Origin of the sequence: Streptomyces sp. NPDC038707, assembly GCF_040636485.1 — a bacterium.
GTDB lineage: Bacteria > Actinomycetota > Actinomycetes > Streptomycetales > Streptomycetaceae > Streptomyces.
In genome coordinates this window covers 405,834-429,182 of the sequence record NZ_JBEZUP010000003.1, presented here as the reverse complement: position 1 = coordinate 429,182, position 23,349 = coordinate 405,834, and the positions used below count along the sequence as shown (strand labels likewise).

General features: G+C 70.6%; 20 protein-coding genes and 2 tRNA genes. 4 read left to right on the top strand and 18 right to left on the bottom strand.

Going from position 1 to position 23,349, the window contains the following annotated elements; genetic code table 11:
• Positions 1-48 precede the first annotated feature (48 nt).
• The 9 genes from rodA to AB0E62_RS06815 all read right to left on the bottom strand — a co-directional run bounded on the left by rodA (position 49) and on the right by AB0E62_RS06815 (position 11,972).
• Positions 49-1,245: a rod shape-determining protein RodA gene (rodA, locus tag AB0E62_RS06855; RefSeq protein WP_362189124.1), complete on the bottom strand. Its 1,197-nt coding sequence runs from the start codon at positions 1,243-1,245 to the stop codon at positions 49-51.
• Entirely contained in the window at positions 1,242-3,497 is a 2,256-nt protein-coding gene (gene mrdA, locus AB0E62_RS06850; protein WP_362189121.1) for a penicillin-binding protein 2, read from the bottom strand. The genes rodA and mrdA overlap by 4 nt, the downstream gene beginning before the upstream one ends.
• A 188-nt stretch (positions 3,498-3,685) precedes the next feature.
• Positions 3,686-4,363: a rod shape-determining protein MreD gene (mreD, locus tag AB0E62_RS06845; protein WP_362189118.1), complete on the bottom strand. Its 678-nt coding sequence runs from the start codon at positions 4,361-4,363 to the stop codon at positions 3,686-3,688.
• 12 nt (positions 4,364-4,375) lie between these two features.
• A complete protein-coding gene (gene mreC, locus AB0E62_RS06840; RefSeq protein ID WP_362189115.1) occupies positions 4,376-5,344 on the bottom strand; it encodes a rod shape-determining protein MreC in 969 nt (322 codons plus the stop codon).
• A 167-nt stretch (positions 5,345-5,511) separates the two neighbouring features.
• A complete protein-coding gene (locus AB0E62_RS06835) occupies positions 5,512-6,531 on the bottom strand; it encodes a rod shape-determining protein (protein WP_362189196.1) in 1,020 nt (339 codons plus the stop codon).
• Between the two features lie 271 nt (positions 6,532-6,802).
• Positions 6,803-7,216 (bottom strand): nucleoside-diphosphate kinase, encoded by a 414-nt coding sequence (ndk, locus tag AB0E62_RS06830; RefSeq protein WP_181793777.1) that lies wholly within the window; start codon positions 7,214-7,216, stop codon positions 6,803-6,805.
• 65 nt (positions 7,217-7,281) lie between these two features.
• A complete protein-coding gene (locus AB0E62_RS06825; RefSeq protein WP_362189111.1) occupies positions 7,282-7,644 on the bottom strand; it encodes a DUF4233 domain-containing protein in 363 nt (120 codons plus the stop codon).
• Between the two features lie 8 nt (positions 7,645-7,652).
• Positions 7,653-9,167: a folylpolyglutamate synthase/dihydrofolate synthase family protein gene (locus tag AB0E62_RS06820; RefSeq protein WP_362189108.1), complete on the bottom strand. Its 1,515-nt coding sequence runs from the start codon at positions 9,165-9,167 to the stop codon at positions 7,653-7,655.
• A 180-nt stretch (positions 9,168-9,347) separates the two neighbouring features.
• Positions 9,348-11,972 (bottom strand): valine--tRNA ligase, encoded by a 2,625-nt coding sequence (locus AB0E62_RS06815; RefSeq protein ID WP_362189105.1) that lies wholly within the window; start codon positions 11,970-11,972, stop codon positions 9,348-9,350.
• A gap of 137 nt (positions 11,973-12,109) precedes the next feature.
• Between AB0E62_RS06815 and AB0E62_RS06810 the strand changes: the two genes are divergently transcribed.
• The gene (locus tag AB0E62_RS06810; protein WP_362189102.1) at positions 12,110-13,105 is read left to right on the top strand and encodes a hypothetical protein; all 996 of its coding nucleotides are present in this window, start codon (positions 12,110-12,112) and stop codon (positions 13,103-13,105) included.
• Between the two features lie 69 nt (positions 13,106-13,174).
• Here AB0E62_RS06810 and clpX read toward each other — a convergent pair whose 3' ends face one another.
• The 5 genes from clpX to AB0E62_RS06785 all read right to left on the bottom strand — a co-directional run bounded on the left by clpX (position 13,175) and on the right by AB0E62_RS06785 (position 17,997).
• Positions 13,175-14,461 (bottom strand): ATP-dependent Clp protease ATP-binding subunit ClpX, encoded by a 1,287-nt coding sequence (gene clpX / locus AB0E62_RS06805; RefSeq protein ID WP_014672712.1) that lies wholly within the window; start codon positions 14,459-14,461, stop codon positions 13,175-13,177.
• A 174-nt stretch (positions 14,462-14,635) separates the two neighbouring features.
• A complete protein-coding gene (locus AB0E62_RS06800; RefSeq protein WP_362189099.1) occupies positions 14,636-15,301 on the bottom strand; it encodes an ATP-dependent Clp protease proteolytic subunit in 666 nt (221 codons plus the stop codon).
• A gap of 69 nt (positions 15,302-15,370) precedes the next feature.
• Positions 15,371-15,976 (bottom strand): ATP-dependent Clp protease proteolytic subunit, encoded by a 606-nt coding sequence (locus AB0E62_RS06795; protein WP_189984334.1) that lies wholly within the window; start codon positions 15,974-15,976, stop codon positions 15,371-15,373.
• 392 nt (positions 15,977-16,368) lie between these two features.
• Positions 16,369-17,742, bottom strand: coding sequence for a trigger factor (tig, locus tag AB0E62_RS06790; RefSeq protein WP_362189096.1), 1,374 nt, complete (start codon positions 17,740-17,742; stop codon positions 16,369-16,371).
• A 178-nt stretch (positions 17,743-17,920) separates the two neighbouring features.
• A tRNA-Pro gene (locus AB0E62_RS06785) sits at positions 17,921-17,997 on the bottom strand.
• Positions 17,998-18,235: 238 nt separating this feature from the next.
• Here AB0E62_RS06785 and AB0E62_RS06780 point away from each other — a divergent pair.
• Both AB0E62_RS06780 and AB0E62_RS06775 read left to right on the top strand, forming a co-directional pair.
• Positions 18,236-18,309 (top strand) — tRNA-Gly (locus AB0E62_RS06780).
• Between the two features lie 69 nt (positions 18,310-18,378).
• Positions 18,379-18,636, top strand: a complete 258-nt coding sequence (locus tag AB0E62_RS06775) for a hypothetical protein (protein ID WP_362189093.1) — start codon at positions 18,379-18,381, stop codon at positions 18,634-18,636.
• A gap of 104 nt (positions 18,637-18,740) precedes the next feature.
• Here the strand turns inward: AB0E62_RS06775 and AB0E62_RS06770 are convergent, their stop codons facing one another.
• The 3 genes from AB0E62_RS06770 to AB0E62_RS06760 all read right to left on the bottom strand — a co-directional run bounded on the left by AB0E62_RS06770 (position 18,741) and on the right by AB0E62_RS06760 (position 20,972).
• On the bottom strand, positions 18,741-18,935 hold the full coding sequence (locus AB0E62_RS06770; protein WP_030790404.1) for a hypothetical protein: 195 nt from the start codon (positions 18,933-18,935) through the stop codon (positions 18,741-18,743).
• 383 nt (positions 18,936-19,318) lie between these two features.
• Positions 19,319-19,456, bottom strand: coding sequence for a hypothetical protein (locus tag AB0E62_RS06765; protein WP_362189091.1), 138 nt, complete (start codon positions 19,454-19,456; stop codon positions 19,319-19,321).
• Between the two features lie 346 nt (positions 19,457-19,802).
• Entirely contained in the window at positions 19,803-20,972 is a 1,170-nt protein-coding gene (locus AB0E62_RS06760) for a PP2C family protein-serine/threonine phosphatase (protein WP_362189088.1), read from the bottom strand.
• Positions 20,973-21,133: 161 nt separating this feature from the next.
• On the opposite strand from AB0E62_RS06760, the gene AB0E62_RS06755 reads away from it, so the two are divergent.
• A complete protein-coding gene (locus AB0E62_RS06755) occupies positions 21,134-22,378 on the top strand; it encodes a GNAT family N-acetyltransferase (RefSeq protein WP_362189085.1) in 1,245 nt (414 codons plus the stop codon).
• Here the strand turns inward: AB0E62_RS06755 and AB0E62_RS06750 are convergent.
• Positions 22,375-23,196, bottom strand: coding sequence for a DNA-formamidopyrimidine glycosylase family protein (locus AB0E62_RS06750; RefSeq protein WP_362189082.1), 822 nt, complete (start codon positions 23,194-23,196; stop codon positions 22,375-22,377). The two genes, AB0E62_RS06755 and AB0E62_RS06750, sit on opposite strands and share 4 nt — an antisense overlap.
• Positions 23,197-23,349 lie beyond the last annotated feature (153 nt).

Below are 23,349 nucleotides of genomic sequence, written 5' to 3'. Positions count from 1 at the left end.
GTGGCGGCGGCGCCGCCGCGGCAGGGGGCGCCGCCGCCACCGGGAGGGCTAGGCCGACATCGGCCGCTGCACCTTGATCGACTGGAGCAGTCCCACGGCCACCCACACGGCGAACATGGAGGAGCCGCCGTAGGACACGAAGGGCAGGGGCAGACCGGTGACCGGCATGATGCCGAGGGTCATGCCGATGTTCTCGAAGGACTGGAAGGCGAACCAGGCGACGATCCCGGCGGCCACGATCGTGCCGTACAGCTCGGTCGAGTCCCGCGCTATCCGGCAGGCGCGCCACAGCAGCAGGCCGAGCAGGAAGATGATGAGACCGGCGCCGACGAAGCCCAGCTCCTCCCCCGCGACCGTGAACACGAAGTCGGTCTGCTGCTCGGGCACGAACTGGCCGGTGGTCTGCGAGCCGTGGAAGAGTCCGGCGCCCGTCAGTCCGCCGGAACCGATGGCGATACGGGCCTGGTTGGTGTTGTAGCCGACGCCCGAGGGGTCCAGGTCCGGGTTGGCGAAGGCCGCGAACCGGTTGATCTGGTACTCGTCCAGGATGTGCAGCTGCCAGATCGCCACACAGCCGATCACCCCGGCGGCGAGCAGACCGAACACCCACCGGTTGGAGGCGCCGGAGGCCAGCAGCACGCCCAGGATGATCGCCACCATGGCCAGGACCGAGCCGAGGTCGGGCATCAGCAGCAGGATCATGATGGGTACGGCGGACAGGCACAGCGCCTGGAACACCGTGCGGTGGTCGGGGTACGGCTTGTCGCCCGCGTCCACCCGCGCCGACAGCAGCATGGCCATGCCCAGGATGATCGAGATCTTGAGGAACTCGGCCGGCTGGAGCGAGAAGCCGCCGATGACCAGCCAGTTGCGCTGGCCGTTGATCGTCGCCCCGAGAGGGGTGAGGACGACCAGGGCGAGGAGCACCGACAGGCCGTAGAGGACCGGCACGGCGTTGCGCAGGGCGCGGTGGCCGAGCCAGATCGTGGCGATCATCAGGGCGATCCCGATGCCGAGGTTCATCAGGTGCCGCAGCAGGAAGAAGTACGGGTCGCCCTGGTTGATCTCGGTGCGGTTGCGGGTCGCCGAGAACACCAGCAGCGAGCCCAGCAGGGACAGCGCGGTGGCCGCGAGCAGGATCGGCCAGTCCAGCCGGCGGGTTAGCGAGTCGCGGGCGAAGATCCTGGTCCAGCCGGGCCGCTCGGGGCCGTACCGGGAGACGGAGAAGCTGTTCGTGCCGGTCATGAGGGCATCCTCCGGCTTCCCCGGGCCCGGTGCCCGCGGCGCCTGCGGGTGTCGCGGTTGCCGGTCGTGGGCGACGGCGTGGTGCCCGCGGGCTGCTGGTCGTCGCCGTTGGTCGGGTTGTCCTGCTGGGCGGCCTCGGTCTCCTTGGCCGGGTCGCCGGTGACCTTCGGGGCGGCGATGGTGCCGTCCGTGCGGACCTTGGGCAGACTCTTCTGCGGCTCGGGCAGCAGCGCCTTCCGGTCGTCGACGGAGCCGTCGCCCTGGACGCCGTAGAGCGCGCTGTAGATGTTGCGCACGGCTTCACCGGAGGCGCCGGAACCCGTACCGGCCTGGGCGATCGTCATGATCACCGTGTAGTCCTTCGAGTAGGTGGCGAGCCAGGACGTGGTCTGCTTGCCGTAGACCTCCGCCGTGCCGGTCTTGGCGTGCAGCGGGATCTTGTCCTGGGGCCAGCCGCCGAACTTCCAGGCCGCCGTACCGCGGGTGATGACGCCGGCGAAGGCGTCATCCATGCCCTTGAGGGTGGCCTGGCTGACCGGGAGCTTCCCGCGCTTCTTCGGCTTGATCTCCCGCACGGTCTTGCCGTCGGGGCTGATGACCGCCTTGCCGATGGTCGGCTGGTACATCGTGCCGCCGTTGGCCACGGCGCCGTAGATCACGGCCTCCTGGATCGGCGTGACCAGCGTGTCGCCCTGGCCGATGGAGTAGTTGATCGAGTCGCCCTCGCGCATCTTGTTGCCTTCGAGGCAGTTCTCGTAGGCGATCTTCTCGACGTACGAGCCGTCCTTCTTGCCGGACTTGCACCAGGCGTCCTTGTTGGCCTCCCAGTACGCCTGCTTCCAGCGGCGGTCGGGGACGCGTCCGGTGACCTCGTTGGGCAGGTCGACGCCGGTCTCCTTGCCGAGGCCGAACTGGTGGGCGGCCTGGTAGAAGTAGTCCTTGGGGCGGCCCTTGGGGTTGCTGCCGCCGTCCTTCTTCCACTCCTTGTCGGCCAGGTAGTAGAAGACGGTGTCGCAGGAGACCTCCAGGGCGCGGCCCAGGGAGATGGGGCCGAAGTTCTCGCCCTCGAAGTTCTTGAAGACCTGGTTGCCCACCGAGTAGGAGCTGGTGCACGGGTAGCGCCCGTCGAAGGGGTAGCCGGCCTCGACGGCGGCGGCCGTGGAGATCACCTTGAACGTCGAACCGGGCGCGGCCTGACCCTGTATGGCCCGGTTCAGCAGGGGGTAGTCGGAGTCCTTCCCCGTGAGGGCCTTGTAGTCCTTGGCGGAGATGCCGCCGACCCAGACGTTCGGGTCGTAGGTCGGCGCGGAGGCCATCGCGACGATCCGGCCGGTCTTGGCCTCCATCACGACCACGGCGCCGGAGTCGGCCTTGTAGTTGGTGCCGGTGATCTTGTCGTACTGCTGGCGGGCGGCCTTCATGGCCTTGTCCAGCTCGTACTCCGCGACCCGCTGGACGCGGGAGTCGATGCTGGTGACCAGGTTCGCACCGGGCTCGGCCGCCTCCGACTCGGCCTTGCCGGTGACCCGGCCGAGGTTGTCGACCTCGTAGCGGGTGACGCCGGCCTTGCCGCGCAGCACCTTGTCGTACGTCCGCTCCAGGCCGGAGCGGCCGACCATGTCGGAGCGCAGATACGGCGAGTCGGTGTCCTTGGCCTGCTGGATCTCCTCGTCGGTGACGGGCGAGAGATAGCCGAGCACCTGGGCGGTGTTGGACTTGCCGGGGCCCGGATAGCGGCGCACGGCCTCGGGCTCGGCGGTGATGCCGGGGAAGTCCTCGGAGCGCTCGCGGATCTGCAGGGCCTGCTTGGGCGTGGCCTCGTCGGTGATCGGGATCGGCTGGTACGGCGAGCCGTTCCAGCAGGGGCGGGGGGTCTTGGCGTCGCACAGCCGGACCTTCTGCATGACCTCCGTCGGGCTCATGCCGAGGACACCGGCCAGCTTGGTGAGGACGGCCTTGCCGTCGTCGCGCTGCTTGGTCAGCTCGGTGCGGGAGGCGGAGACCACCAGCCGGGTCTCGTTGTCCGCGAGGGGCACCCCGCGGGCGTCCAGGATGTCCCCGCGCACGGCGGGCTGGACCACCTGCTGGACGTGGTTGCCCGACGCCTCCTTCTGGTACTCCGCGCCCTCGCGGATCTGGAGGTACCACAGCCGGCCGCCGAGCGTGCCGAGGAGGGAGAGGACGAGGATCTGGATCACGACGAGCCGGACCTGGACCCGCGGGGTCCGACCGGTCTCGGGAATGTTGGTCACTGCGGCTGTCTCCCCCTCTCAGTGCGCGGACGTCCGCGCGCGGACGTCTGTGCGTGACATGTGCGGACGAGGTGTCCGGCGGCGAACCCGCTGCCCTCGTACGCCTGGTGAACGACCGGCCGGTGAACTCCCGTTCCAGGACGGCCGACCCGTTCGAGTGAACCTGCCGGGCGCGGACCCGTCGCCGCTCACAGCCGCTTGACCCCCTTGATGCGGCCGACCCGGGCGGAGCGGGTACGGGCCTTGGCCTTGAGCGCACCGATGCCGCCGCGCCGCTCGCCGACGCGCAGGCCGGTGCCGGAGGACAGCCAGCCGGAGGAGATGTCCCCGGCCTTGGCGGCGGGGCCGGTCTCGGTGAGCGGGTCGTTGTCCGCGCGGCGGGCGAGCCACATCACCCCGGGCACCACGAACGGGGCGAGCAGCAGGTCGTACAGGGCGGCCGAGAACAGCAGCCCGGGCAGGCCGACATGGCGGGCGGCGGTGTCGCCGACCAGGGCGCCCACCCCGGCGTAGAGCAGGGTGGAGCCGACGGCGGCGGCGACCACGACGGCCATCGGCCCGGCCGCCGACTTCAGCCGGCCGTTCTCCGGGCGGATCAGCCCGGCGAAGTAGCCGGTGACGCACAGCACCAGCGCGTAGCGGCCGGCCGCGTGGTCGGCGGGCGGGGCCAGGTCGGCGAGCAGGCCCGCGCCGAACCCGACGAGGGCGCCGCCGACATGGCCGTACACCATCGCCAGGCCGAGGACGGTGAGCAGCAGCAGGTCGGGCACCGCGCCGGGCAGATGCAGCCGGGCCAGGACGCACACCTGAACGACCAGGGCCACCACGACCAGCGCGCTGGAGAGCAGGATCCGGTTGACACGCATGGGATTCGGCTCCTACTGCTGCTCGTCGCTGGCGGTGTCGGTGTCGGCACCGGTGTCCGGGGTGCGGGCGCCGGTCGACGGGTCGACCGTGACGGTCACCGTAGGCGTCGGCACCGGCTTCGGCCTGTCCGGGAGCACGGTGTCCCGCGGGTCCTTCTTGGGACCCTGCATGACCACGCCGACGATGTCGAGCTTGGTGAAGCTCACGTACGGGGTGACGGACAGGGTGCGGGTCAGGGCGCCGCCGGAGGGGTCGACACGGGAGACCACGCCGACCGGGACCCCGGGCACGAACGGCTTGTCGGACTGCGAGCCGAAGGTGACGAGCCGGGCGCCCTTCTTCACCTCCGCCTTGCCGTTGAGCAGTTCCACGCGCAGCGGACGGTCGCCCTGGCCGGAGGCGAAGCCGAGTTCGTCGCTGCCCTCCATGCGGGTGCCGACGGTGAAGTCCGGGTCGTTGGCGAGCAGCACGGTGGAGGTGCTCGGACCGACGGTGGTGACCCGGCCGACGAGGCCGTCGCCGTTGAGGACGGTCATGTCCCGCTTGATGCCGTCGTCGGCGCCCACGTCGATGGTGATGGTCCAGGAGAAGCCCTGCGCCGACCCTATGGCGATGACCTGGGCGCCCTTGATGGCGTACTGCCCCTCGCCGGCGGTCTTCATCAGTTTGTCGAGCTGCCGCAGCCGGCTGCGGTTGCGGTCGTCGCTGCCGAGCTTGGCCTTGAGGGCCGCGTTCTCCTTCTCCAGCGCGGCGAGCCGGTCGTGCCGGCCGCCGGAGTCGCGGACGGCGGAGACGGCGTCGCCGACCGGGTCGACCGCGCCGGACAATCCGTCCTCGACCGGGCCGAACACCGCCGCGGCGGCGTGCCGGGCACCGTCGACCGGGGAGTTCCGTCCTCCGCGGATGTCCACCGTGATCAACGCGAACGCGATGGCGACCAGCAGGACCAGGAGCAGCCGGCTCTCTTTCGTGTCCCTCACGTGCGGCGGCCGTGCCCTTCCTCAAGTAGGAATTCGGCGGGCCCTCGGGAAAACGCGAATGGTGCGGCGCAAACCGAAGAGGCCCAATAGGGGGAGCGTATGCCTCTATATCAACGATCCGCCGCACGAGAGGAGAACGTCTCGTACGGCGGAATGGAGGAGCGACCTCATCTGCGCGGCTGGGCGTCCAGAACCTGCTGCAGCGCCTCGAACTCCTCGACGCACTTCCCGGAGCCGAGCGCGACGCTGTCCAGCGGGTCCTCGGCGATGTGGATCGGCATGCCGGTCTCCCGCCGCAGCCGCTCGTCCAGCCCGCGCAGCAGCGCACCGCCGCCGGTCAGCACGATGCCCCGGTCCATGATGTCGCCGGACAGCTCCGGCGGGCACTTGTCGAGGGTGGTCTTCACCGCGTCCACGATCGCGTTGACCGGCTCCTCGATCGCCTTGCGGACCTCGGCCGCCGAGATGACGACCGTCTTCGGCAGCCCGGACACCAGGTCCCGGCCGCGGACTTCGGTGTGCTCGTCGGCGTCCAGGTCGTACGCCGAACCGATCGTGATCTTGATCTGCTCGGCGGTGCGCTCGCCCAGCAGAAGGCTGTACTCCTTCTTGATGTACTGGATGATCGCGTTGTCCAGCTCGTCCCCGGCGACGCGGATGGACTGGGCGGTGACGATGCCGCCGAGCGAGATGACCGCGACCTCCGTGGTGCCTCCGCCGATGTCGACCACCATGTTGCCGGTGGCCTCGTGCACCGGCAGACCGGAGCCGATGGCGGCGGCCATGGGCTCCTCGATGATGTGCACCTGGCGGGCGCCGGCCTGGGAGGACGCCTCGATGACCGCGCGGCGCTCGACCCCCGTGATGCCCGAGGGCACGCAGACCACGACCCGCGGCCGGGCCAGGTACCGCCGCTTGTGGATCTTCAGGATGAAGTAGCGCAGCATCCGCTCGGTGATCTCGAAGTCGGCGATCACGCCGTCCTTCAGCGGACGCACGGCCACGATGTTGCCCGGCGTCCGGCCGATCATCTTCTTCGCTTCGGAACCGACCGCGAGGATCCCACCCGTGTTGGTGTTGATCGCCACGACGGACGGCTCGTTCAGGACGATTCCGCGACCCCTGACGTACACCAGCGTGTTGGCGGTCCCGAGGTCGACAGCCATGTCACGGCCGATGAACGACATTGAGTTCCCCATCCGGATTCATCTGGCCTTCCTGCGGCTTTTGAGGGCATGTCAGGTAGGCGAGGCGGGTGCTGTGACGTGAAGGCTTCCATCGTAAACGCGCCGCCACGAACACTGCGCGAGGGTCTCCGCCATTGTCACCAGATGGCGTGCCGCCCCGCTTGTGGAGACGGGCGTTCGGGGGCGCCCGTTCCCTCAAATGCGCGGACCGTCGGCATGGGTGCGCGAAAGGCCCGGGACCGTGCCCGGGCCCGCTCCGCCGCCACCGGTCCTACGCGCGACCGGGGAAGAAGATCTTCACCTCGCGCTCGGCGGACTCCTCCGAGTCGGAGGCGTGGATCAGGTTCTCGCGGACGATCACGCCGAAGTCACCGCGGATCGAGCCGGGCGCGGCGGCGACCGGGTCGGTCGGGCCCGCCAGCTGACGCACGCCCTCGATCACCCGCTCACCCTCCACGATCAGCGCGACGACCGGGCCGGAGGACATGAACTCCACCAGCGGCTCGTAGAACGGCTTGCCCACGTGCTCGGCGTAGTGCTGCTCCAGGGTGGCACGGTCCAGGGTGCGCAGCTCCAGCGCGGTGATCTGCCAGCCGGCCTTGCGCTCGATACGGCCGATGATCTCACCGGTCAGCCCACGACGGACGGCGTCGGGCTTGAGGAGGACAAGGGTGCGCTGGCTCACGAGGGGCTCCTTACACGACTCACGGGTGCGGTGGCACGAGGTTACAGGGCGTGCCGGGACGTCCGTCACGCAGCGTCAGCCGGGGAGGAGGACGACTGCGACCCGGCCGCGAAGCGGGCCTTCGCCTCGTCCACCTTTCTCCCGAAGTGCACCGATGCCCACCACAGCGCCGCGAAGACCGCGCCCATGAAGAACATGGTCGGCACGAAGACGCCGGAGGCGATCAGGGCGAGCTGCAGGGCCCAGCCCAGGGCCACCCCGCCGGGCCGGGTCACCATGCCGCACAGCAGCACGCACAGCAGCATGGCGATGCCGCTGACCAGCCACACCGTCGACGTGGCCAGGTCCGGGTCCTTCATGGCGACCAGCCCGGCGAAGCCGATGATGAAGAACTCGCCGATCAGGGTCGACGCACAGAGCGTACGCATCTCGTCTCTCAGCCCTTCCCCAGCAGCAGCCGGGCCTCGCCGACCGTGATGACGGAACCGGTGACCAGCACGCCGCCGCCCGCGAACTCGCCCTCCTCCTCGGCCAGCGTGATCGCGGCCTCCAGGGCGTCCGGCAGCCGGGGCTCGACCTGCACCCGCTCGTCGCCGAAGACCTCGACGGCGATCGCGGCCAGCTCGTCCGCGTCCATGGCGCGGTGGCTGGAGTTCTGGGTGACGACGACCTCGGCGAAGATCGGCTCGAAGGCCTCCAGCAGCCCCCGCACGTTCTTGTCGCCGCTCGCGCCGACGACCCCGATCAGCCGGCTGAAGTCGAACGCCTCGCGCACCGCCTCCGCGGTGGCCTCGGCGCCGGCCGGGTTGTGCGCGGCGTCCAGCACGACGGTGGGAGACCGCCGGACGACCTCCAGCCGGCCCGGGGAGGACACGGCCGCGAACGCCTTGCGCACGGTGTCGATGTCCAGCGGCTCCGCGCGCTGCGCGCCGACGCCGAAGAACGCCTCCACGGCGGCGAGCGCGACGGCCGCGTTGTGCGCCTGGTGGGCGCCGTGCAGCGGGAGGTACACCTCCGGGTACTCGCCGCCGAGGCCACGCAGGGTGATCAGCTGTCCGCCGACGGCGACCTGCCGGGCGACGATGCCGAACTCGAGCCCCTCGCGGGCGACCGTGGCGTCCACCTCGACGGCCTTCTTCAGCAGCACCTGCGCCGCGTCCACCGGCTGCTGGGCCAGGATGACGGTCGCGTCCTGCTTGATGATGCCGCTCTTCTCGCCGGCGATCTCCGCGGTGGTCTCGCCGAGCCGGTCGGTGTGGTCGAGACCGATGGGGGTCACGACGGCCACGTCACCGTCGATGACGTTGGTGGCGTCCCAGGAGCCGCCCATGCCGACCTCGACGACGGCCACGTCCACGGGGGCGTCGGCGAAGGCGGCGTACGCCATGCCGGTGAGGACCTCGAAGAAGGAGAGCCGGTACTCCTGCTGTCCGTCGACCATCTCGACGTACGGCTTGATGTCCCGGTACGTCTCGATGAACCGCTCGGCGGAGACCGGGGCGCCGTCCAGGCTGATCCGCTCCGTGATCGACTGCACGTGCGGGCTGGTGTAGCGGCCGGTGCGCAGCTCGAAGGCGCCGAGCAGGGCCTCGATCATGCGGGCGGTGGAGGTCTTGCCGTTCGTGCCCGTGATGTGGATCGAGGGGTACGTGCGCTGGGGCTCGCCCAGGACGTCCATCAGCGCGGAGATCCTGCTGACCGAGGGCTCCAGCTTGGTCTCGCCCCAGCGGGTGGCCAGCTCGGCCTCGACCTCGCGCAGCGCCTCGTCGACCTCGGGGTCCTCCGGGCGCGCGGGTACGTCGGCCTGCGGCGGGCCGCCCTGGGTGCGCAAGGTGCGGCTGCCGGCCTCGATCACCGCGAGGTCGGGGTCGCGGGTGGTCTCGGCTTCGATGATCTCGTCGAAGCTGTCGAGGGGGTCGGGGGTGTCGCTGGTGCCGGGGTGGTCGCTCACGGTGCCCAGTCTACGGAGACCGGCCGACAAAGGGTGCGGTGGCTCGGTCCGCCTGTGGACAGGGGGTGGCGGGGGGCGCGGGAGCGGGCTCCGGCCGCTCCTCGCGCGGTTCCCGGCGTCCCTGGCGAGGCATGCCGAAGGCCCCGGCGCCTGGAGGGCACCGGGGCCTTCGGCAACGGCTCACGCCTGCGGCAGCTTCTCCAGCTGCGCGGTGATGCGGGCGATGTCCTCGTCGGCCTTGGCGAGGCGGGTGCGGATCTTGTCCACGACGTGGTCGGGGGCCTTGGCGAGGAAGGCCTCGTTGCCGAGCTTGGCCGTGGCCTGGGCCTTCTCCTTCTCGGCCGCCGCCAGGTCCTTCGCCAGGCGCTTGCGTTCCGCGGCGACGTCGATCGTGCCGGAGAGGTCGAGCGCGACCTGGGCGCCCGCGACCGGCAGGGTCGCCGTGGCCGTGAAGGACTCGCCCTCGGGCTGGAGCCGCAGCAGCTGCCGGATGGCGGCCTCGTGCGGGGCGAGGGCCGTGCCGTCCAGGGTCAGGCGGGCCGGGACCCGCTGGCCGGGCTGGAGGCCCTGGTCGGCGCGGAAGCGGCGGACCTCGGTGATGACCGACTGGAGGGTGGAGATCTCCTGCTCGGCCGCCGCGTCCCGGAAGCCGCTGTCGGCCGGCCAGTCGGCGATCACGACCGACTCGCCGCCGGTCAGCGTGGTCCACAGGGTCTCGGTGACGAACGGGACGACCGGGTGGAGCAGCTTGAGGGTGACGTCGAGGACCTCGCCCAGGACCCGCTTGCTGACCTCGGCCGGCTCGCCGCCCGCCTGGAAGACGGTCTTGGACAGCTCGACGTACCAGTCGAAAACCTCGTCCCACGCGAAGTGGAAGAGGGCGTCGGACAGCTTGGCGAACTGGAAGTCGTCGTAGAGGGCGTCGACTTCGGCGACCACCGAGTTCAGGCGGGAGAGGATCCAGCGGTCGGTCGCGGACATCTTCGCCGGGTCCGGCAGCGGGCCCTCGACCGTCGCACCGTTCATCAGCGCGAAGCGGGTCGCGTTCCAGATCTTGTTGGCGAAGTTCCGGGAGCCCTGGACCCAGTCCTCGCCGATCGGCACGTCGACGCCCGGGTTGGCACCGCGGGCCAGGGTGAAGCGCAGGGCGTCGGAGCCGTACTTGTCCATCCAGTCCAGCGGGTTGACCGCGTTGCCGAAGGACTTCGACATCTTCTTGCCGAACTGGTCGCGGACCATGCCGTGCAGGGCGATGGTGTGGAACGGCGGGGTGCCGTCCATCGCGTACAGGCCGAACATCATCATCCGGGCGACCCAGAAGAAGAGGATGTCGTAGCCGGTGACCAGGACCGAGTTCGGGTAGAACTTCGCGAGCGACTCGGTCCGCTCGGGCCAGCCGAGGGTGGAGAACGGCCACAGGCCGGAGGAGAACCAGGTGTCGAGGACGTCGGTGTCCTGGTGCCAGCCCTCGCCCGTGGGCGGCTGCTCGTCGGGGCCGACGCAGACGACCTCGCCGTCCGGGCCGTACCAGACCGGGATGCGGTGGCCCCACCACAGCTGGCGCGAGATGCACCAGTCGTGGAGGTTGTCGACCCAGTCGAAGTACCGCTTCTCCATCTCCTGCGGGTGGATCTTGACCTTGCCGTCGCGGACGGCGTCGCCGGCGGCCTTGGCCAGCGGGCCGACCTTGACCCACCACTGCATCGACAGGCGCGGCTCGATGGTGGTCTTGCAGCGCGAGCAGTGGCCGACGGAGTGGACGTAGGGCCGCTTCTCGGCGACGATCCGGCCCTCGGCGCGCAGCGCGGCGACGATCGCGGAGCGGGCCTCCAGGCGGTCCATGCCCTGGAAGGGGCCGTGGACGGTGATGACGGCGTGCTCGTCCATCACGGTGAGGGACGGCAGGTCGTGGCGCCGGCCGATCTCGAAGTCGTTCGGGTCGTGGGCCGGGGTGACCTTGACGGCACCCGTGCCGAACTCCGGGTCGACGTGGGTGTCGGCGACGACCGGGATGGAACGGTCGGTCAGCGGCAGCCGGATGAGCTTGCCGACGAGGTGCTTGTAGCGCTCGTCGTCGGGGTGGACGGCGACGGCCGTGTCACCGAGCATCGTCTCGGCGCGGGTGGTGGCCACGACGATGGAGTCCTCCCCGTCGCCGTAGCGCATGGAGACCAGTTCGCCGTCGTCGTCCTGGTACTCGACCTCGATGTCCGAGATGGCCGTCAGGCAGCGCGGGCACCAGTTGATGATGCGCTCGGCGCGGTAGATCAGCTCGTCGTCGTAGAGCCTCTTGAAGATGGTCTGGACGGCCTGGGACAGGCCCTCGTCCATGGTGAAGCGCTCACGGGACCAGGCGACGCCGTCGCCGAGGCGGCGCATCTGGCCGCTGATCTGGCCGCCGGACTCGGCCTTCCACTGCCAGACGCGCTCGACGAAGGCCTCGCGGCCCAGGTCGTGACGGGACTTGCCCTCCTTGCCCAGCTCGCGCTCGACCACGTTCTGCGTGGCGATGCCGGCGTGGTCCATGCCGGGCTGCCACAGCGTCTCGTGGCCCTGCATGCGCTTGCGGCGGGTGAGCGCGTCGATCAGGGTGTGCTCGAAGGCGTGCCCGAGGTGCAGGCTTCCGGTGACGTTCGGCGGCGGAATGACGACGGTGTACGGCGGCTTGTCGCTCTTCGCGTCCGCCTCGAAGTAACCCCGCTCCACCCAGCGCTCGTACAACGGCCCCTCTACATCGGCCGGCGCGTACTGGGTCGGCAGTTCGGTGTCGGGCGCGGGGGGCTGCTGCTGAGCGTTGTCGGTCACGGGGGCCAGTTTAGAGGTGTCACGGGGTGGTCCCGAAACGCGTTTGTTCTGTAACGGTGCGGCCCCCGATGCCGTGGGTTTCCCGGGCCTGGGCCAGGATGTCACGAACACATAAGCTTCTGGAGGGGAACCCAGGAATGAGCAACAACCAGCCGGGCCCGTACGGCCAGCCGCCCCAGCAGCCGGGTCCGTACGGCCAGCCGGGGCAGCCTGGGCCGTACGGCCAGCCGGGCCCCTACGGCCAGCCGCCGCAGGCTCCCCAGCCCGGCTACGGCTACCCCCAGCAGGCCCCTCCGGCGCCGCAGCCCGGGTACGGCTACCCGCAGCAGGGCATGCCGCCGCAGGGCGCCCCGCAGGGCATGCCCCCGCAGCCCGGCCCGTACGGCCAGCCGCCCCAGCAGCCGAACCCCTACGGCCAGCAGCAGCCCTACGGCATGCCGCCGCAGCCGCCGCAGCCGGCCGGCGGGAAGAAGAAGACCGGTCTGATCATCGGCGCGGTGGCCGTGGTGGCCGCACTGGCGGTCGGCGGGTACTTCGTGCTCGGCGGCAGCGGCGGGGGCGGTGTCGCGGACGACGGCCCGCACAAGCTGACGACGCCGGCCACGGTGCTCACCGAGTACAAGAAGAAGGACGGCGACAGCGACACGATGACGAAGGAGGATCTGAAGGACGCCGAGAAGTGGGGCGTACATGATCCGAAGGACGTCAGCGCGAAGTACGAGTCCGGCGACGAGGACAACCCGCTGAGCAAGAAGATGATCCAGTTCGGCGGTGTGTACGGCACGATCGACGATCCCGAGAAGGCCGTCGACGCGATGTTCGCTTTCATGAAGACGAAGGCCCTGGAGGAGAAGGACAGCGAGGTCACCCTCAGCGGCGAGCCGAAGGCGTACACGCCGGCCGGGCTCGACGGCGCGGTCCTCAAGTGCCAGCAGGCCAGCGTCCCAACCGGCGCGAGCAACGGCGGGCCGAAGAACGTGACGATGAGCATCTGCATCTGGGGCGACCACAGCACCCTCGGCCTGGTCATGCCGATGGACGTCGCCAACCTCGCGGCGGGCCGCAGCGGCGATCCGGCGGCCGACGCGGCACTCGTGGCCAAGTTCCGCGGTGAGGTCCGCGTCAAGGCCTGACGCGTCCGCTGCGGCGAAGGGGCCCCGGTCGGTCGACCGGGGCCCCTTCTGCGCGTGTCCGTCCGGCGGTCACGCCGTCTTCTGCTCCCCCGAACCCCGTCCCCGGGCGTCGCGCGGGATCAGGGTGGGGTTGACGTTGGAGAGGACCACGTCGGCGGTGATGACCACGCGGGCCACGTCCTTGCGGGACGGGACCTCGTACATCACGCCCTGGAGGACCTCTTCCATGATGGCGCGCAGGCCGCGGGCGCCGGTCTGGCGGAGGATGGCCTGGTCGGCGATGGCCTCCAGCGCCTCACGCTCGAAGTCCAGCTCGACGCCGTCGAGTTCGAACAGCCGCTGGTACTGCTTGACCAGGGCGTTGCGCGGCTCGACCAGGATCTTCAGCAGCGCCTCGCGGTCCAGGTTGTGCACGGACGTGATCACGGGCAGCCGGCCGATGAACTCGGGGATCATGCCGAACTTGACCAGGTCCTCCGGCATGACGTCCTCGAAGACGTCCTTGGCCTCCAGCTCGCGCTTGGACAGGATCGTGGCGCCGAAGCCGATGCCCTTGGCGCCGGCCCGGGCCTCGATGATCTTCTCCAGGCCCGCGAAGGCGCCGCCCACGATGAACAGCACGTTCGTCGTGTCGATCTGGATGAACTCCTGGTGCGGGTGTTTGCGGCCGCCCTGCGGCGGGACCGAGGCCGTCGTCCCCTCCAGGATCTTCAGCAGCGCCTGCTGGACGCCCTCGCCGCTGACGTCCCGGGTGATCGACGGGTTCTCGCTCTTGCGGGCGACCTTGTCGATCTCGTCGATGTAGATGATCCCGGTCTCGGCCTTCTTGACGTCGTAGTCCGCCGCCTGGATCAGCTTCAGCAGGATGTTCTCGACGTCCTCGCCGACATAGCCCGCCTCGGTCAGCGCCGTGGCGTCGGCGATCGCGAACGGGACGTTCAGCATGCGCGCCAGGGTCTGCGCGAGCAGGGTCTTGCCGGAGCCCGTGGGGCCGAGCAGCAGGATGTTGGACTTCGCCAGTTCGATCGCGTCGTCCCGGCCGCTCGCGCCGCCGTTCTCGCCCGCCTGGACCCGCTTGTAGTGGTTGTACACCGCGACGGAGAGCGCCTTCTTGGCGGCCTCCTGGCCGACCACGTAGCCCTCGAGGAATTCGTAGATCTCGCGGGGCTTGGGCAGTTCCTCCCAGCGCACCTCGCTGGTCTCCGCGAGTTCTTCCTCGATGATCTCGTTACAGAGATCGATGCACTCGTCGCAGATGTACACACCGGGCCCTGCGATGAGCTTCTTGACCTGCTTCTGGCTCTTGCCGCAGAACGAGCACTTGAGCAGATCGCCGCCGTCACCGATGCGTGCCACGGTGTGCTTCCCCTTCGCCTGGGAGACGCCTGGACGTCGTGAACGAGTCCAGCGGCTCCTGGTGCTGCCTTATGTCCGACGGTACCTTGCCGGGCCCGGTGTTCGGGCCCCCCTTGGCAGGGTTCACTTTGCCGTGCACCGCGCCAAGGGGGGCTCGGAGTGCCGCGATCCGCGTCAGCGGACGGCGGCGTTGTTCAGCTTGCGGGTGGAGATGATCTGGTCGACGAGGCCGTACTCCAGCGCCTCCTCGGCCGTGAGGATCTTGTCGCGCTCGATGTCCTCGCGGACCTTCTCGAGCGGCCGGTTCGAGTGCTTGGCCAGCATGTTCTCCAGCTGCTCGCGCATCCGGGTGAACTCGTTGGCGATGATCTCCAGGTCGGAGAGCTGGCCGCGGCCGGTGGAGCCGGCCGGCTGGTGGATCAGCACCCGGGAGTTCGGCAGCGCCATGCGCTTGCCGGGGGTGCCGGCGGCGAGCAGGATGGCCGCGGCGGAGGCCGCCTGGCCCATGCAGACCGTCTGGATGTCGGGCTTCACGAACTGCATCGTGTCGTAGATCGCCGTCAGGGCGGTCATGTCGCCGCCGGGGCTGTTGATGTAGATCGAGATGTCCCGGTCGGGGTCCATCGACTCCAGGCACAGCAGCTGCGCCATGACGTCGTTGGCGGAGGCGTCGTCGATCTGGACGCCCAGGAAGATCACGCGCTCCTCGAAGAGCTTCGCGTACGGGTCGTACTCGCGGACGCCCTGGGAGGTGCGCTCGACGAAGCGCGGGATGACGTAGCGGCTGTCGGGCCGGGGGCCCTCGTACATGCCGCTGGCGGCGCCGGGGAAGTTGCTCATGGGGTGTTCACCGTCCTGGTGGCGTTCTGGGGGCTTCGGTCTCGGCGGTGCGTGGCGTGGCCGGGCCGGTCAGGCACCGGTGCCGCCGCCACCCGGAACACCCGAGGCGTGCGTGATGATCTCGTCAATAAGACCGTACTCCTTGGCCTCTTCCGGGGTGAACCAGCGGTCGCGGTCGCCGTCGCGGATGATCGTCTCGACCGTCTGGCCGGAGTGCAGCGCGGTGAGCTCCGACATGCGCTTCTTGGTACGCATCAGGTACTCGGCCTGGATCTTGATGTCCGAGACCGTGCCGCCGAGGCCGGCGGAGCCCTGGTGCATCATGATGTCCGCGTGCGGCAGGGCGAAGCGCTTGCCGGCGGCACCGCCGGTGAGCAGGAACTGGCCCATCGAGGCCGCCATGCCCATCGCGATCGTGACCACGTCGTTCGGGATGTACTGCATGGTGTCGTAGATCGCCATGCCGGCCGTCACCGAGCCGCCGGGGCTGTTGATGTAGAGGTAGATGTCCTTGTCGGGATCGGCGGCAAGGAGCAGCAGCTGCGCCGTGATCTTGTTGGCGATGTCGTCGTCAACCTGCTGGCCGAGGAAGATGATCCGCTCGTTGAGCAGCCGGTTGTAGACCTGGTCGCCGAGGCCACCACCGATGGAAGGCTCGCCGGCGGCGGAGGGCATCAGATTCGTCACGTATCCACCTGCTCGTCTTACGACGGCGCCGGGCCGTCTCACGTCGTCCTGCCGGAGGCTTGGCGGGGGGTGTCAGGAGACTCCCCTGCCCCCGTATTCATGGACCCTAACGCTCAGGCTCCTTCGGGGAATCCCGGAGATGGGGGTGTTCGCCGGGGGCGTAGCGCGGGGCCGGCCGCCGGACGCGGCGCGCGGGGCCGGCCGCCGACGCCGGGCGCGGTGCGCGGGGAGCGGTGCGGCACGTCGTGGGGCCGCGGGCGCGTCCCGGCTCGTCCCCCGGTCCCCGCGCCCCTCGGGCCGGCCCGCCGCCCCGGTACGCGAACGGGCCCCGGGGAAGTCCCCGGGGCCCGCTGTACGCCTTACCGGCGCCGGAGGGCGGCTCAGCCCTCGGCGTTCTCCTCGGCGGACCCGGAAGCCTCGGCCTTGGCCTCGGTCTCCTCCTCCTCGTCGTCCAGGTCGACGGTCTCGCCGTTGGTGTCCTTCACCGTGGCGGCCTCGACCACGACGGCCAGGGCCTTGCCGCGGGCGACCTCGCCGACGAGGAGCGGAACCTGGCCGCCCTCGACGACGGCCTGGGCGAACTGGTCGGGGGACATGCCGGAGGAGGCGGCACGCCGCATGAGGTGCTCGGTGAGCTCCTCCTGGTTGACGTTGAGCTGCTCCTTCTTGACCAGCTCGTCCAGGACGAACTGGGTCTTGATGCCCTTGACCGCCGCCTCGCGGGTCTCGGTCTCGAACTCCTCGGCGGTCTTGCCCTGGATCTCCAGGTACTTGTCGAGGGTCAGGCCCATCTGGGCGAGCTGGTGGTGCTCCAGGTTGTGCTTGCGGGTGTTGATCTCGTCCTCGAGCAGCTTCTCGGGGACGGGGACCTCCACCAGCTCCAGCAGCTTCTCCAGGACGCGCTCCTGGGCCTGCGTGGCCTGGTCGAACTGCTTCATGTTGGCGAGGCGCTTGCGGCTGTCCGCCTTCAGCTCCTCCAGGGTGTCGAACTCGGAGGCGAGCTGCGCGAACTCGTCGTCCAGCTCGGGCAGTTCACGCTTGGCGACCTGGGTGACCTTGACGGTGACCTCGGCCTCCTTGCCGGCGGCGGAGCCGCCCTTCAGCTCGGAGGTGAAGGTGGCCTCGCCACCAGCCTCCAGGCCCTTCACGGCGTCGTCGATGCCCTCCAGCAGCTCACCGGAGCCGATGGTGTAGGACACGCCGTTGGCGATGCCGTCCTCCAGGACCTCGCCGTCGACCTTGGCCTCAAGGTCGATCGTGACGACGTCGCCGTCCTCGGCCGCGCGCTCGACCGGGGTGGTGGAGGCGAAGCGCTCGCGGAGCTGCTCGACCGACTTCTCGACGTCCTCGTCGGTGACCTCGACGGCGTCGACCTCGACCTCGATGCCGGAGTAGTCCGGGATCTCCAGGGCCGGGCGGATGTCGACCTCGGCGGTGAAGTTCAGCGTCTCGCCGTCCTTCAGCTCCGTGATGTCGACCTCGGGCTGGCCCAGCACGTTGAGCTCGGCCTCGTTGACCGCCTCGGTGTAGAACTTCGGCAGCGCGTCGTTGACGGCCTCCTCCAGCACCGCACCGCGGCCGAACCGCTGGTCGATCACGCGGGCCGGGATCTTGCCCTTACGGAAGCCCTTCACCGTGACCTGCTGGTTGATCTTCTTGTACGCCGCGTCGAGGCTGTCCTTGAGCTCCTCGAAGGGCACCTCGACAGTGAGCCGAACCCGGGTCGGGTTCAGGGTCTCCACGGCGCTCTTCACGGTTCGGTCTCCTTGTGGCTGACTTCTTGGTTTCTGCCGGAGCCAGACAGGTCCGGCGGATTCGCCGCCCGGACGAGTACGTAGGCCGTGAGGGCCAGGACACACGGGCGCGCAGCTTGCATAGTAACCGCAGCCGGTCAGCGCCCCAAAAGGCGATCTCCACGACGTCGTGTGCCGGTGGTCGGGGTGGCGGGATTTGAACCCACGGCCTTCCGCTCCCAAAGCGGACGCGCTACCAAGCTGCGCCACACCCCGTCTGGTGTGCGACACGTAGGGTACATGCCCCGGCCCGTCGCGTCGGCCGGTTTACCGGCGGCAACACGCGGGGCGCGCCGCGGGGCCGCCGCCGCTCGGCGTGGCGGCGCCTCAGGGTCTGCGCCTCAGGGTCTGTCGCGAGTCTCACGGCCGTCATGGTCGAAGTCGTTGGCCTCGGCGGCGGGCGACCCGCTACGATGCCTCCAGTTCCGGGGTCACCGACCCGCGGCGCGGTGTTGCGGGCGTAGCTCAATGGTAGAGCCCTAGTCTTCCAAACTAGCTACGCGGGTTCGATTCCCGTCGCCCGCTCCAGGTCGGCCCGGGGCCAGGCGGAGGAGCGTTCCTCCGCCTGGCCCCGGCCGCTTTTCGTATGTTCATGCCATGACGCGCCCTCTGACGCCCTCGGATCACATCGGCGACCGGGAGGCCTTCCTCGCCTTCCTCTCACGCCTGCGCGCCGACTACGAGGCCAACGGTCCGCAGTGGGAGAACCCGACACTGGACGGGTTCCTGGAGGCGCTCGAGGCCTGGGTCGAGGGATCCGCGGCCTGGTACCGGCACTTCGACCACGAGATGCCGGCCGACGGCGACTGGACCTTCTTCGCCCGCGCCCTGACCGCCGCCCGGGTCTACGAGTAGGACCGCCAGGTTCGCGCGCGGCCGGGCCGTCCGCGCGTCTTCGCACGCCCGGGCCGCCGGTGGGTGTGGCGTGCGGCGGCTCGGCGGGGCGGGGCCTGGGCGGGTCAGAACCTGATCGAGTTGATGGAGTCCGCTATCGAGTTCAGGAAGCGGGTGAGCGGTGGGGCCATGCCGGTCGAGGCCAGGAAGAAGCCGAAGAGGATCGCGACGATGGCGGGGCCGGCCTTGAGGTTCCCCCCTCGGATCAGCACCACCAGGATGACCGCCAACAACAGCACCACGGACAGTGAAATGGCCACAACTGATCACACCCTCGGTCGGTCCGCTCTCCCGGCCCGGAGGTACGGCCCGCGCACCCCCGCCAGGGACATCGTGCCACCAACCCGGCCCCCGTATGCGGCTGATGACGAATCGTCGGGCCGTGCCGCCCGTGGCGGGCGATCCGCCGCACAGTAATTCGATCAAGCACCCACGCGGGGCCCGCCCCGGAATTACCCGACTTCGTTTCCGTGCCCGCACATCTCATGCTCATGTAATTAGAAATTGATGACACAGAGGCGGCGATGCATGCCCCTTTTAGTCAGGATTAATCAGGACATTGCGTGAATACTCGAACCCGCTAACCGGGAATGATTGCGGGGGTTACCCAAAAGCAGCGCGCGCATCCGGTCGTACTTCCCGGTCAGCCGGGTCCGGACCGGCTCGGCGAGGGCGGCGAGGCGCCGCGGGTCGGCGTTGTGCGCGAGGTCGGCCTGTCGGTCTGGCCGTGGTGGGCGGCACGGGCGAGGGCCCCGACCTCGGTGAGGGTCAGCAGCGGCATGCCGTCAGTGTCCCGCAGGAGCTGAGGGGTGGGCCGGCGGCGTCCTCCGCGGCGGGCGGGGTGCTCCCCCGGTGTCCCGGCGGTGGGGTGGGAACCGTGCGCTGGGTCGCGCGCGGTGAGGCGGGGCCGGGCCCCTGGTACTCCCTGCCCGCGGCGGACGGGAGCGTTCCCCTCGGCGGCTCCCGGGCGGGCCGCCGAGGGGAACGTGCCGGAACGGCTCGGCACCCGGCCGGGCCGGCCACGGAACGGCTCGGTGCCTGGTCGGCTTCACGCCAGAACGACTTCACGCCTGACCGGCTCTGCTCCTGACCGGCTTCCGGTCTGACCGGCTCGGTGCCGGATCCGTTCAGCGGTTCGTGGAGGTCTCGCGGCAGATCAGCAGCAGGGCCCGGTCGTCGTTGACGTCCTTGGCGACCGCTTCGATGAGGTGCCAGGCGGCGCCGTGGAAGCCGCCCGGCACATAGCGGTCGGCCTCGCCGGTGAGCCGGTCGATGCCCTCCACGATGTCCCGCTCGGCGGTCTCCACCAGACCGTCTGTGAACAGCATCAACACGTCCCCGGGCCGCAGCGAGCCCTTCACGGGGTCGAACTGGGCGCCGTCGTACACACCGAGCAGCGGACCCTCGGCCGCCTTCTCCTCCCAGCGTCCGCTGCCCGCGCTCAGCTGGAGCCCCGGCGGATGGCCCGCGGAGTACAGCTCGTAGTCCCCGGAGTCCAGGTCCAGCACCAGGTGGATGGAGGTGGCGAAGCCCTCCTCCCAGTCCTGGCGGAGCAGATAGCCGTTCGCGGCCGGCAGGAAGGCGTGCGGGGGCAGCGAGCCGAGGAGACCGCCGAAGGCACCGGACAGCAGCAGGGCGCGGGAACCGGCGTCCATGCCCTTGCCGGAGACGTCGGTGAGGACGACCTCCAGCGTCCGCCCGCCGTTCGTCCGGGCCGCGACGACGAAGTCACCGGAGAAGGACTGCCCGCCCGCCGGGCGCAGCGCCATCTCGTGGTGCCAGCCCTTGGGCAGCTTCGGCAGCTTGCTCTGCACCCGGATCCGCTCGCGCAGGTCGAACAGCATGGTGCCGCCGCGCCGCCAGGGCACCCCGACCCGGCTGCGGAACTGCGCGGTCAGCAGCCCGAAGAAGCCGCACGCGGCGACCACCAGGACCACACCGGGGGTGACCCGGGAGGGCCCCTCGGTGTACGGGCCGAGCCGCACCGACTCCACGATGAGCGCGGTGGCCGCCGCCGCGTACAGCCCGAGCAGGCTCGCCGGGCGCAGCAGCAGACCGCCGGCCACGATCGGCAGCACCAGACTCGCCGGGGACCACCACACCGAGTCGAACAGGGTCAGGGCCGCGAGGAGCGGGACGGTCAGCAGCAGTCCGGCGAAGGCGATCCAGTCGGAGCCGTCGCCGCGGAAGTAGTCCACGGCGCTTTTGCGCAGCCCGACGCGGGCCCGGTGCCACCGCTTCTTGCACCGGGCCGCGAACGTGTCGGCCTTCGCGCGCCGCTGTCGTCCTGCTGCCATCAGTTCGGGACCCTATCCAGCGGACCGGCCGCTTGGCACGGGAGGTCCCACTTGTCCCCCGTGCGGAATTCCGCTTCGCCGCGCGCACGCCGGGCCGCGCGGCGCCCGCGCCGGGAGGAAATCCGCTGGCCCGCTCCCCGGTGCCCTGATAGGCATGGCGCATGGGGACTGTTCACGGAACCGAGTTGAGGGTGCTGCGCGAGGACGAGTGGGACCGGTGGTACGACGCCTTGTACCGGGCCTTCGGCGCGGGGCCGACCTCCGGCGAGGAACGCGAGGTGGAGCGCGCGGCCACGGAGTTCGACCGCTCCCTCGCGGCCTGGGACGGGGACACGCTCGTCGGTACGTCGGGGGCGTTCAGCTTCCGGCTGACCGTGCCGGGCGGCGCCTCGGTCCCCACCGCAGGGGTGACGATGGTGAGCGTCGCGGCCACCCACCGGCGGCGCGGGGTGCTGACCTCGATGATGCGCCGTCAGCTGGACGACTTCCAGGCGCGGGGCGAGCCGGTGGCGATGCTGACCGCGTCCGAGCCGGCCATCTACGGCCGCTTCGGGTACGGCGTCGCCACGTTCCGGATCAGCGCCGAGATCGACACCGGCCGGGTGACCCTGGCCCTGCCCGCCGGCACCGACGAGGTGCGGGTGCGGTCCGCGGCGCCGGCCGAGGTGCTGGACGCCTGCGAGGCGGTGTACGCGGCCCTGGTCCCGCGCCGGCCCGGCATGCTGGCCCGGCAGCCGCACTGGGAGCGGGTCCCCCTGGTCGATCCGGAGCGCCATCGGGACGGGGGGACGCCGTTGCAGTGCGTGGTCGCCGAACGGGACGGCGAGATCACCGGGTACGCCCGCTTCCACACCAAGGGCGGGTGGAGCGCGGGCGGTGCGGCCGAGGGCACGGTACGGCTGCGGGACCTGGCCGGGCTGGACCCGGCGAGCGAGGCCGCGCTGTGGCGCTTCCTGTTCGGCATCGACCTGATGACGACGTTGTCGGTGCCGTCGCGGCCGGTGGACGACGCCCTGCGGTACCTGGTCTCCGACATCCGCCGCTGCGATCCGCGGCTGCGTGACGACGCCTTCGTCCGGCTGGTGGACGTGGGCGCGGCGCTGTCGGCGCGGACCTATCAGGCGCCGGTGGACGTGGTGTTCGAGGTGGAGGACGCCTTCTGCCCCTGGAACGCGGGGCGTTGGCGGCTGTCGGGCGACACGAAGGGCGCATCCTGCGAGCGTACGGCCGATGCGGCGGAACTCGCCGTGGACGTACGGGAGCTGGGCTCGGCCTACCTCGGCGGGGTGCCCCTGCTGTCGCTGGCCGCGGCCGGCCGGGTACGGGAGCTGAGGCCCGGGGCGCTGACGGAGGCGTCGGTGGCGTTCGGCTCACCGCTGGCCCCGTGGCTGCCGCACGGTTTCTAGCCGTCGGCCCGGGCCCCCTGGCAGGTGGGGCACCAGAAGAGGTTGCGGGCGGCGAGGCCGGCGGTGCGGATCTCGTCGCCGCAGATGTGGCAGGGCAGGTGCGCGCGGCGGTAGACGTAGACCTCGCCGCCGTGGTCGTCCACGCGGGGCGGGCGGCCCATCGCCTCCGGGGTGTGCTCGGGGCGGACGGTGTCGATCCGGTTGTTCCGCACGCCCTCGCGCATCAGCCCGACGAGGTCGGCCCAGATCGCGTCCCACTCGGCCGGGGTGATGTCACGGCCGGCGCGGTACGGGTCGATGCCGTGCCGGAACAGCACCTCCGCGCGGTAGACGTTGCCGACGCCGGCGACGGTCTTCTGGTCCATGAGCAGCGCGGCGATCGTCGTACGGCTGCGGGAGATCCTGCGGTACGCGGCGGCCGGGTCGGCGTCCGCGCGCAGCGGGTCGGGGCCGAGCCGGTCGTGGATCTGCCGCTTCTCGGCGTCCGTGATCAGGGCGCAGGTGGTGGGGCCGCGCAGGTCCACGTACGACGTGTCGTTCGCCAGGCGGAGCCGGACGGTGTCCGTGGGCGGGGGCGCGGGGGCGTCGCCGAAGCCGACCTTGCCGAAGAGGCCGAGGTGGATGTGGACCCAGTCGGCGTCCCGGAACCCGAGGAAGAGGTGCTTGCCGTGGGCCTCGGTGGCGGTCAGCTCGGTGCGGTCCAGCAGGGCGGCGGCGTCGGAGAACTTGCCCTGGGGGCTGGTGACGCGGGGTGCCGTCCCCAGGAAGCGCCCGGCGTAGTCCTGGGCCAGCCGGTGAATGGTGTGCCCTTCCGGCACAGCGGGTGTCCTTTCCTGCGACTTCGCCGCCCCTCCGGAGCGGGCGCCTCGGGGCACCACGGGTGGGCGTCCCGGGCTGCCGGCCGGTCGCCGGGAGGGGCGGACGGGCGGACCGGGGCCCTGGAGGCGGGCCCGGTCCGCGTCCGCGTCGGC

Coding starts and splice junctions, on each gene's coding strand:
- mreD (WP_362189118.1), bottom strand. CDS start 4,363: ATGCGTGTCAACCGGATCCTGCTCTCCAGCGCGCTGGTCGTGGTGGCC.
- AB0E62_RS06795 (WP_189984334.1), bottom strand. CDS start 15,976: ATGCCCTCCGCCGCCGGCGAGCCTTCCATCGGTGGTGGCCTCGGCGAC.
- rodA (WP_362189124.1), bottom strand. CDS start 1,245: ATGACCGGCACGAACAGCTTCTCCGTCTCCCGGTACGGCCCCGAGCGG.
- AB0E62_RS06775 (WP_362189093.1), top strand. CDS start 18,379: ATGACGCGCCCTCTGACGCCCTCGGATCACATCGGCGACCGGGAGGCC.
- AB0E62_RS06825 (WP_362189111.1), bottom strand. CDS start 7,644: ATGCGTACGCTCTGTGCGTCGACCCTGATCGGCGAGTTCTTCATCATC.
- AB0E62_RS06760 (WP_362189088.1), bottom strand. CDS start 20,972: ATGGCAGCAGGACGACAGCGGCGCGCGAAGGCCGACACGTTCGCGGCC.
- AB0E62_RS06755 (WP_362189085.1), top strand. CDS start 21,134: ATGGGGACTGTTCACGGAACCGAGTTGAGGGTGCTGCGCGAGGACGAG.
- AB0E62_RS06835 (WP_362189196.1), bottom strand. CDS start 6,531: ATGTCGTTCATCGGCCGTGACATGGCTGTCGACCTCGGGACCGCCAAC.
- AB0E62_RS06800 (WP_362189099.1), bottom strand. CDS start 15,301: ATGAGCAACTTCCCCGGCGCCGCCAGCGGCATGTACGAGGGCCCCCGG.
- AB0E62_RS06765 (WP_362189091.1), bottom strand. CDS start 19,456: ATGCCGCTGCTGACCCTCACCGAGGTCGGGGCCCTCGCCCGTGCCGCC.
- AB0E62_RS06810 (WP_362189102.1), top strand. CDS start 12,110: ATGAGCAACAACCAGCCGGGCCCGTACGGCCAGCCGCCCCAGCAGCCG.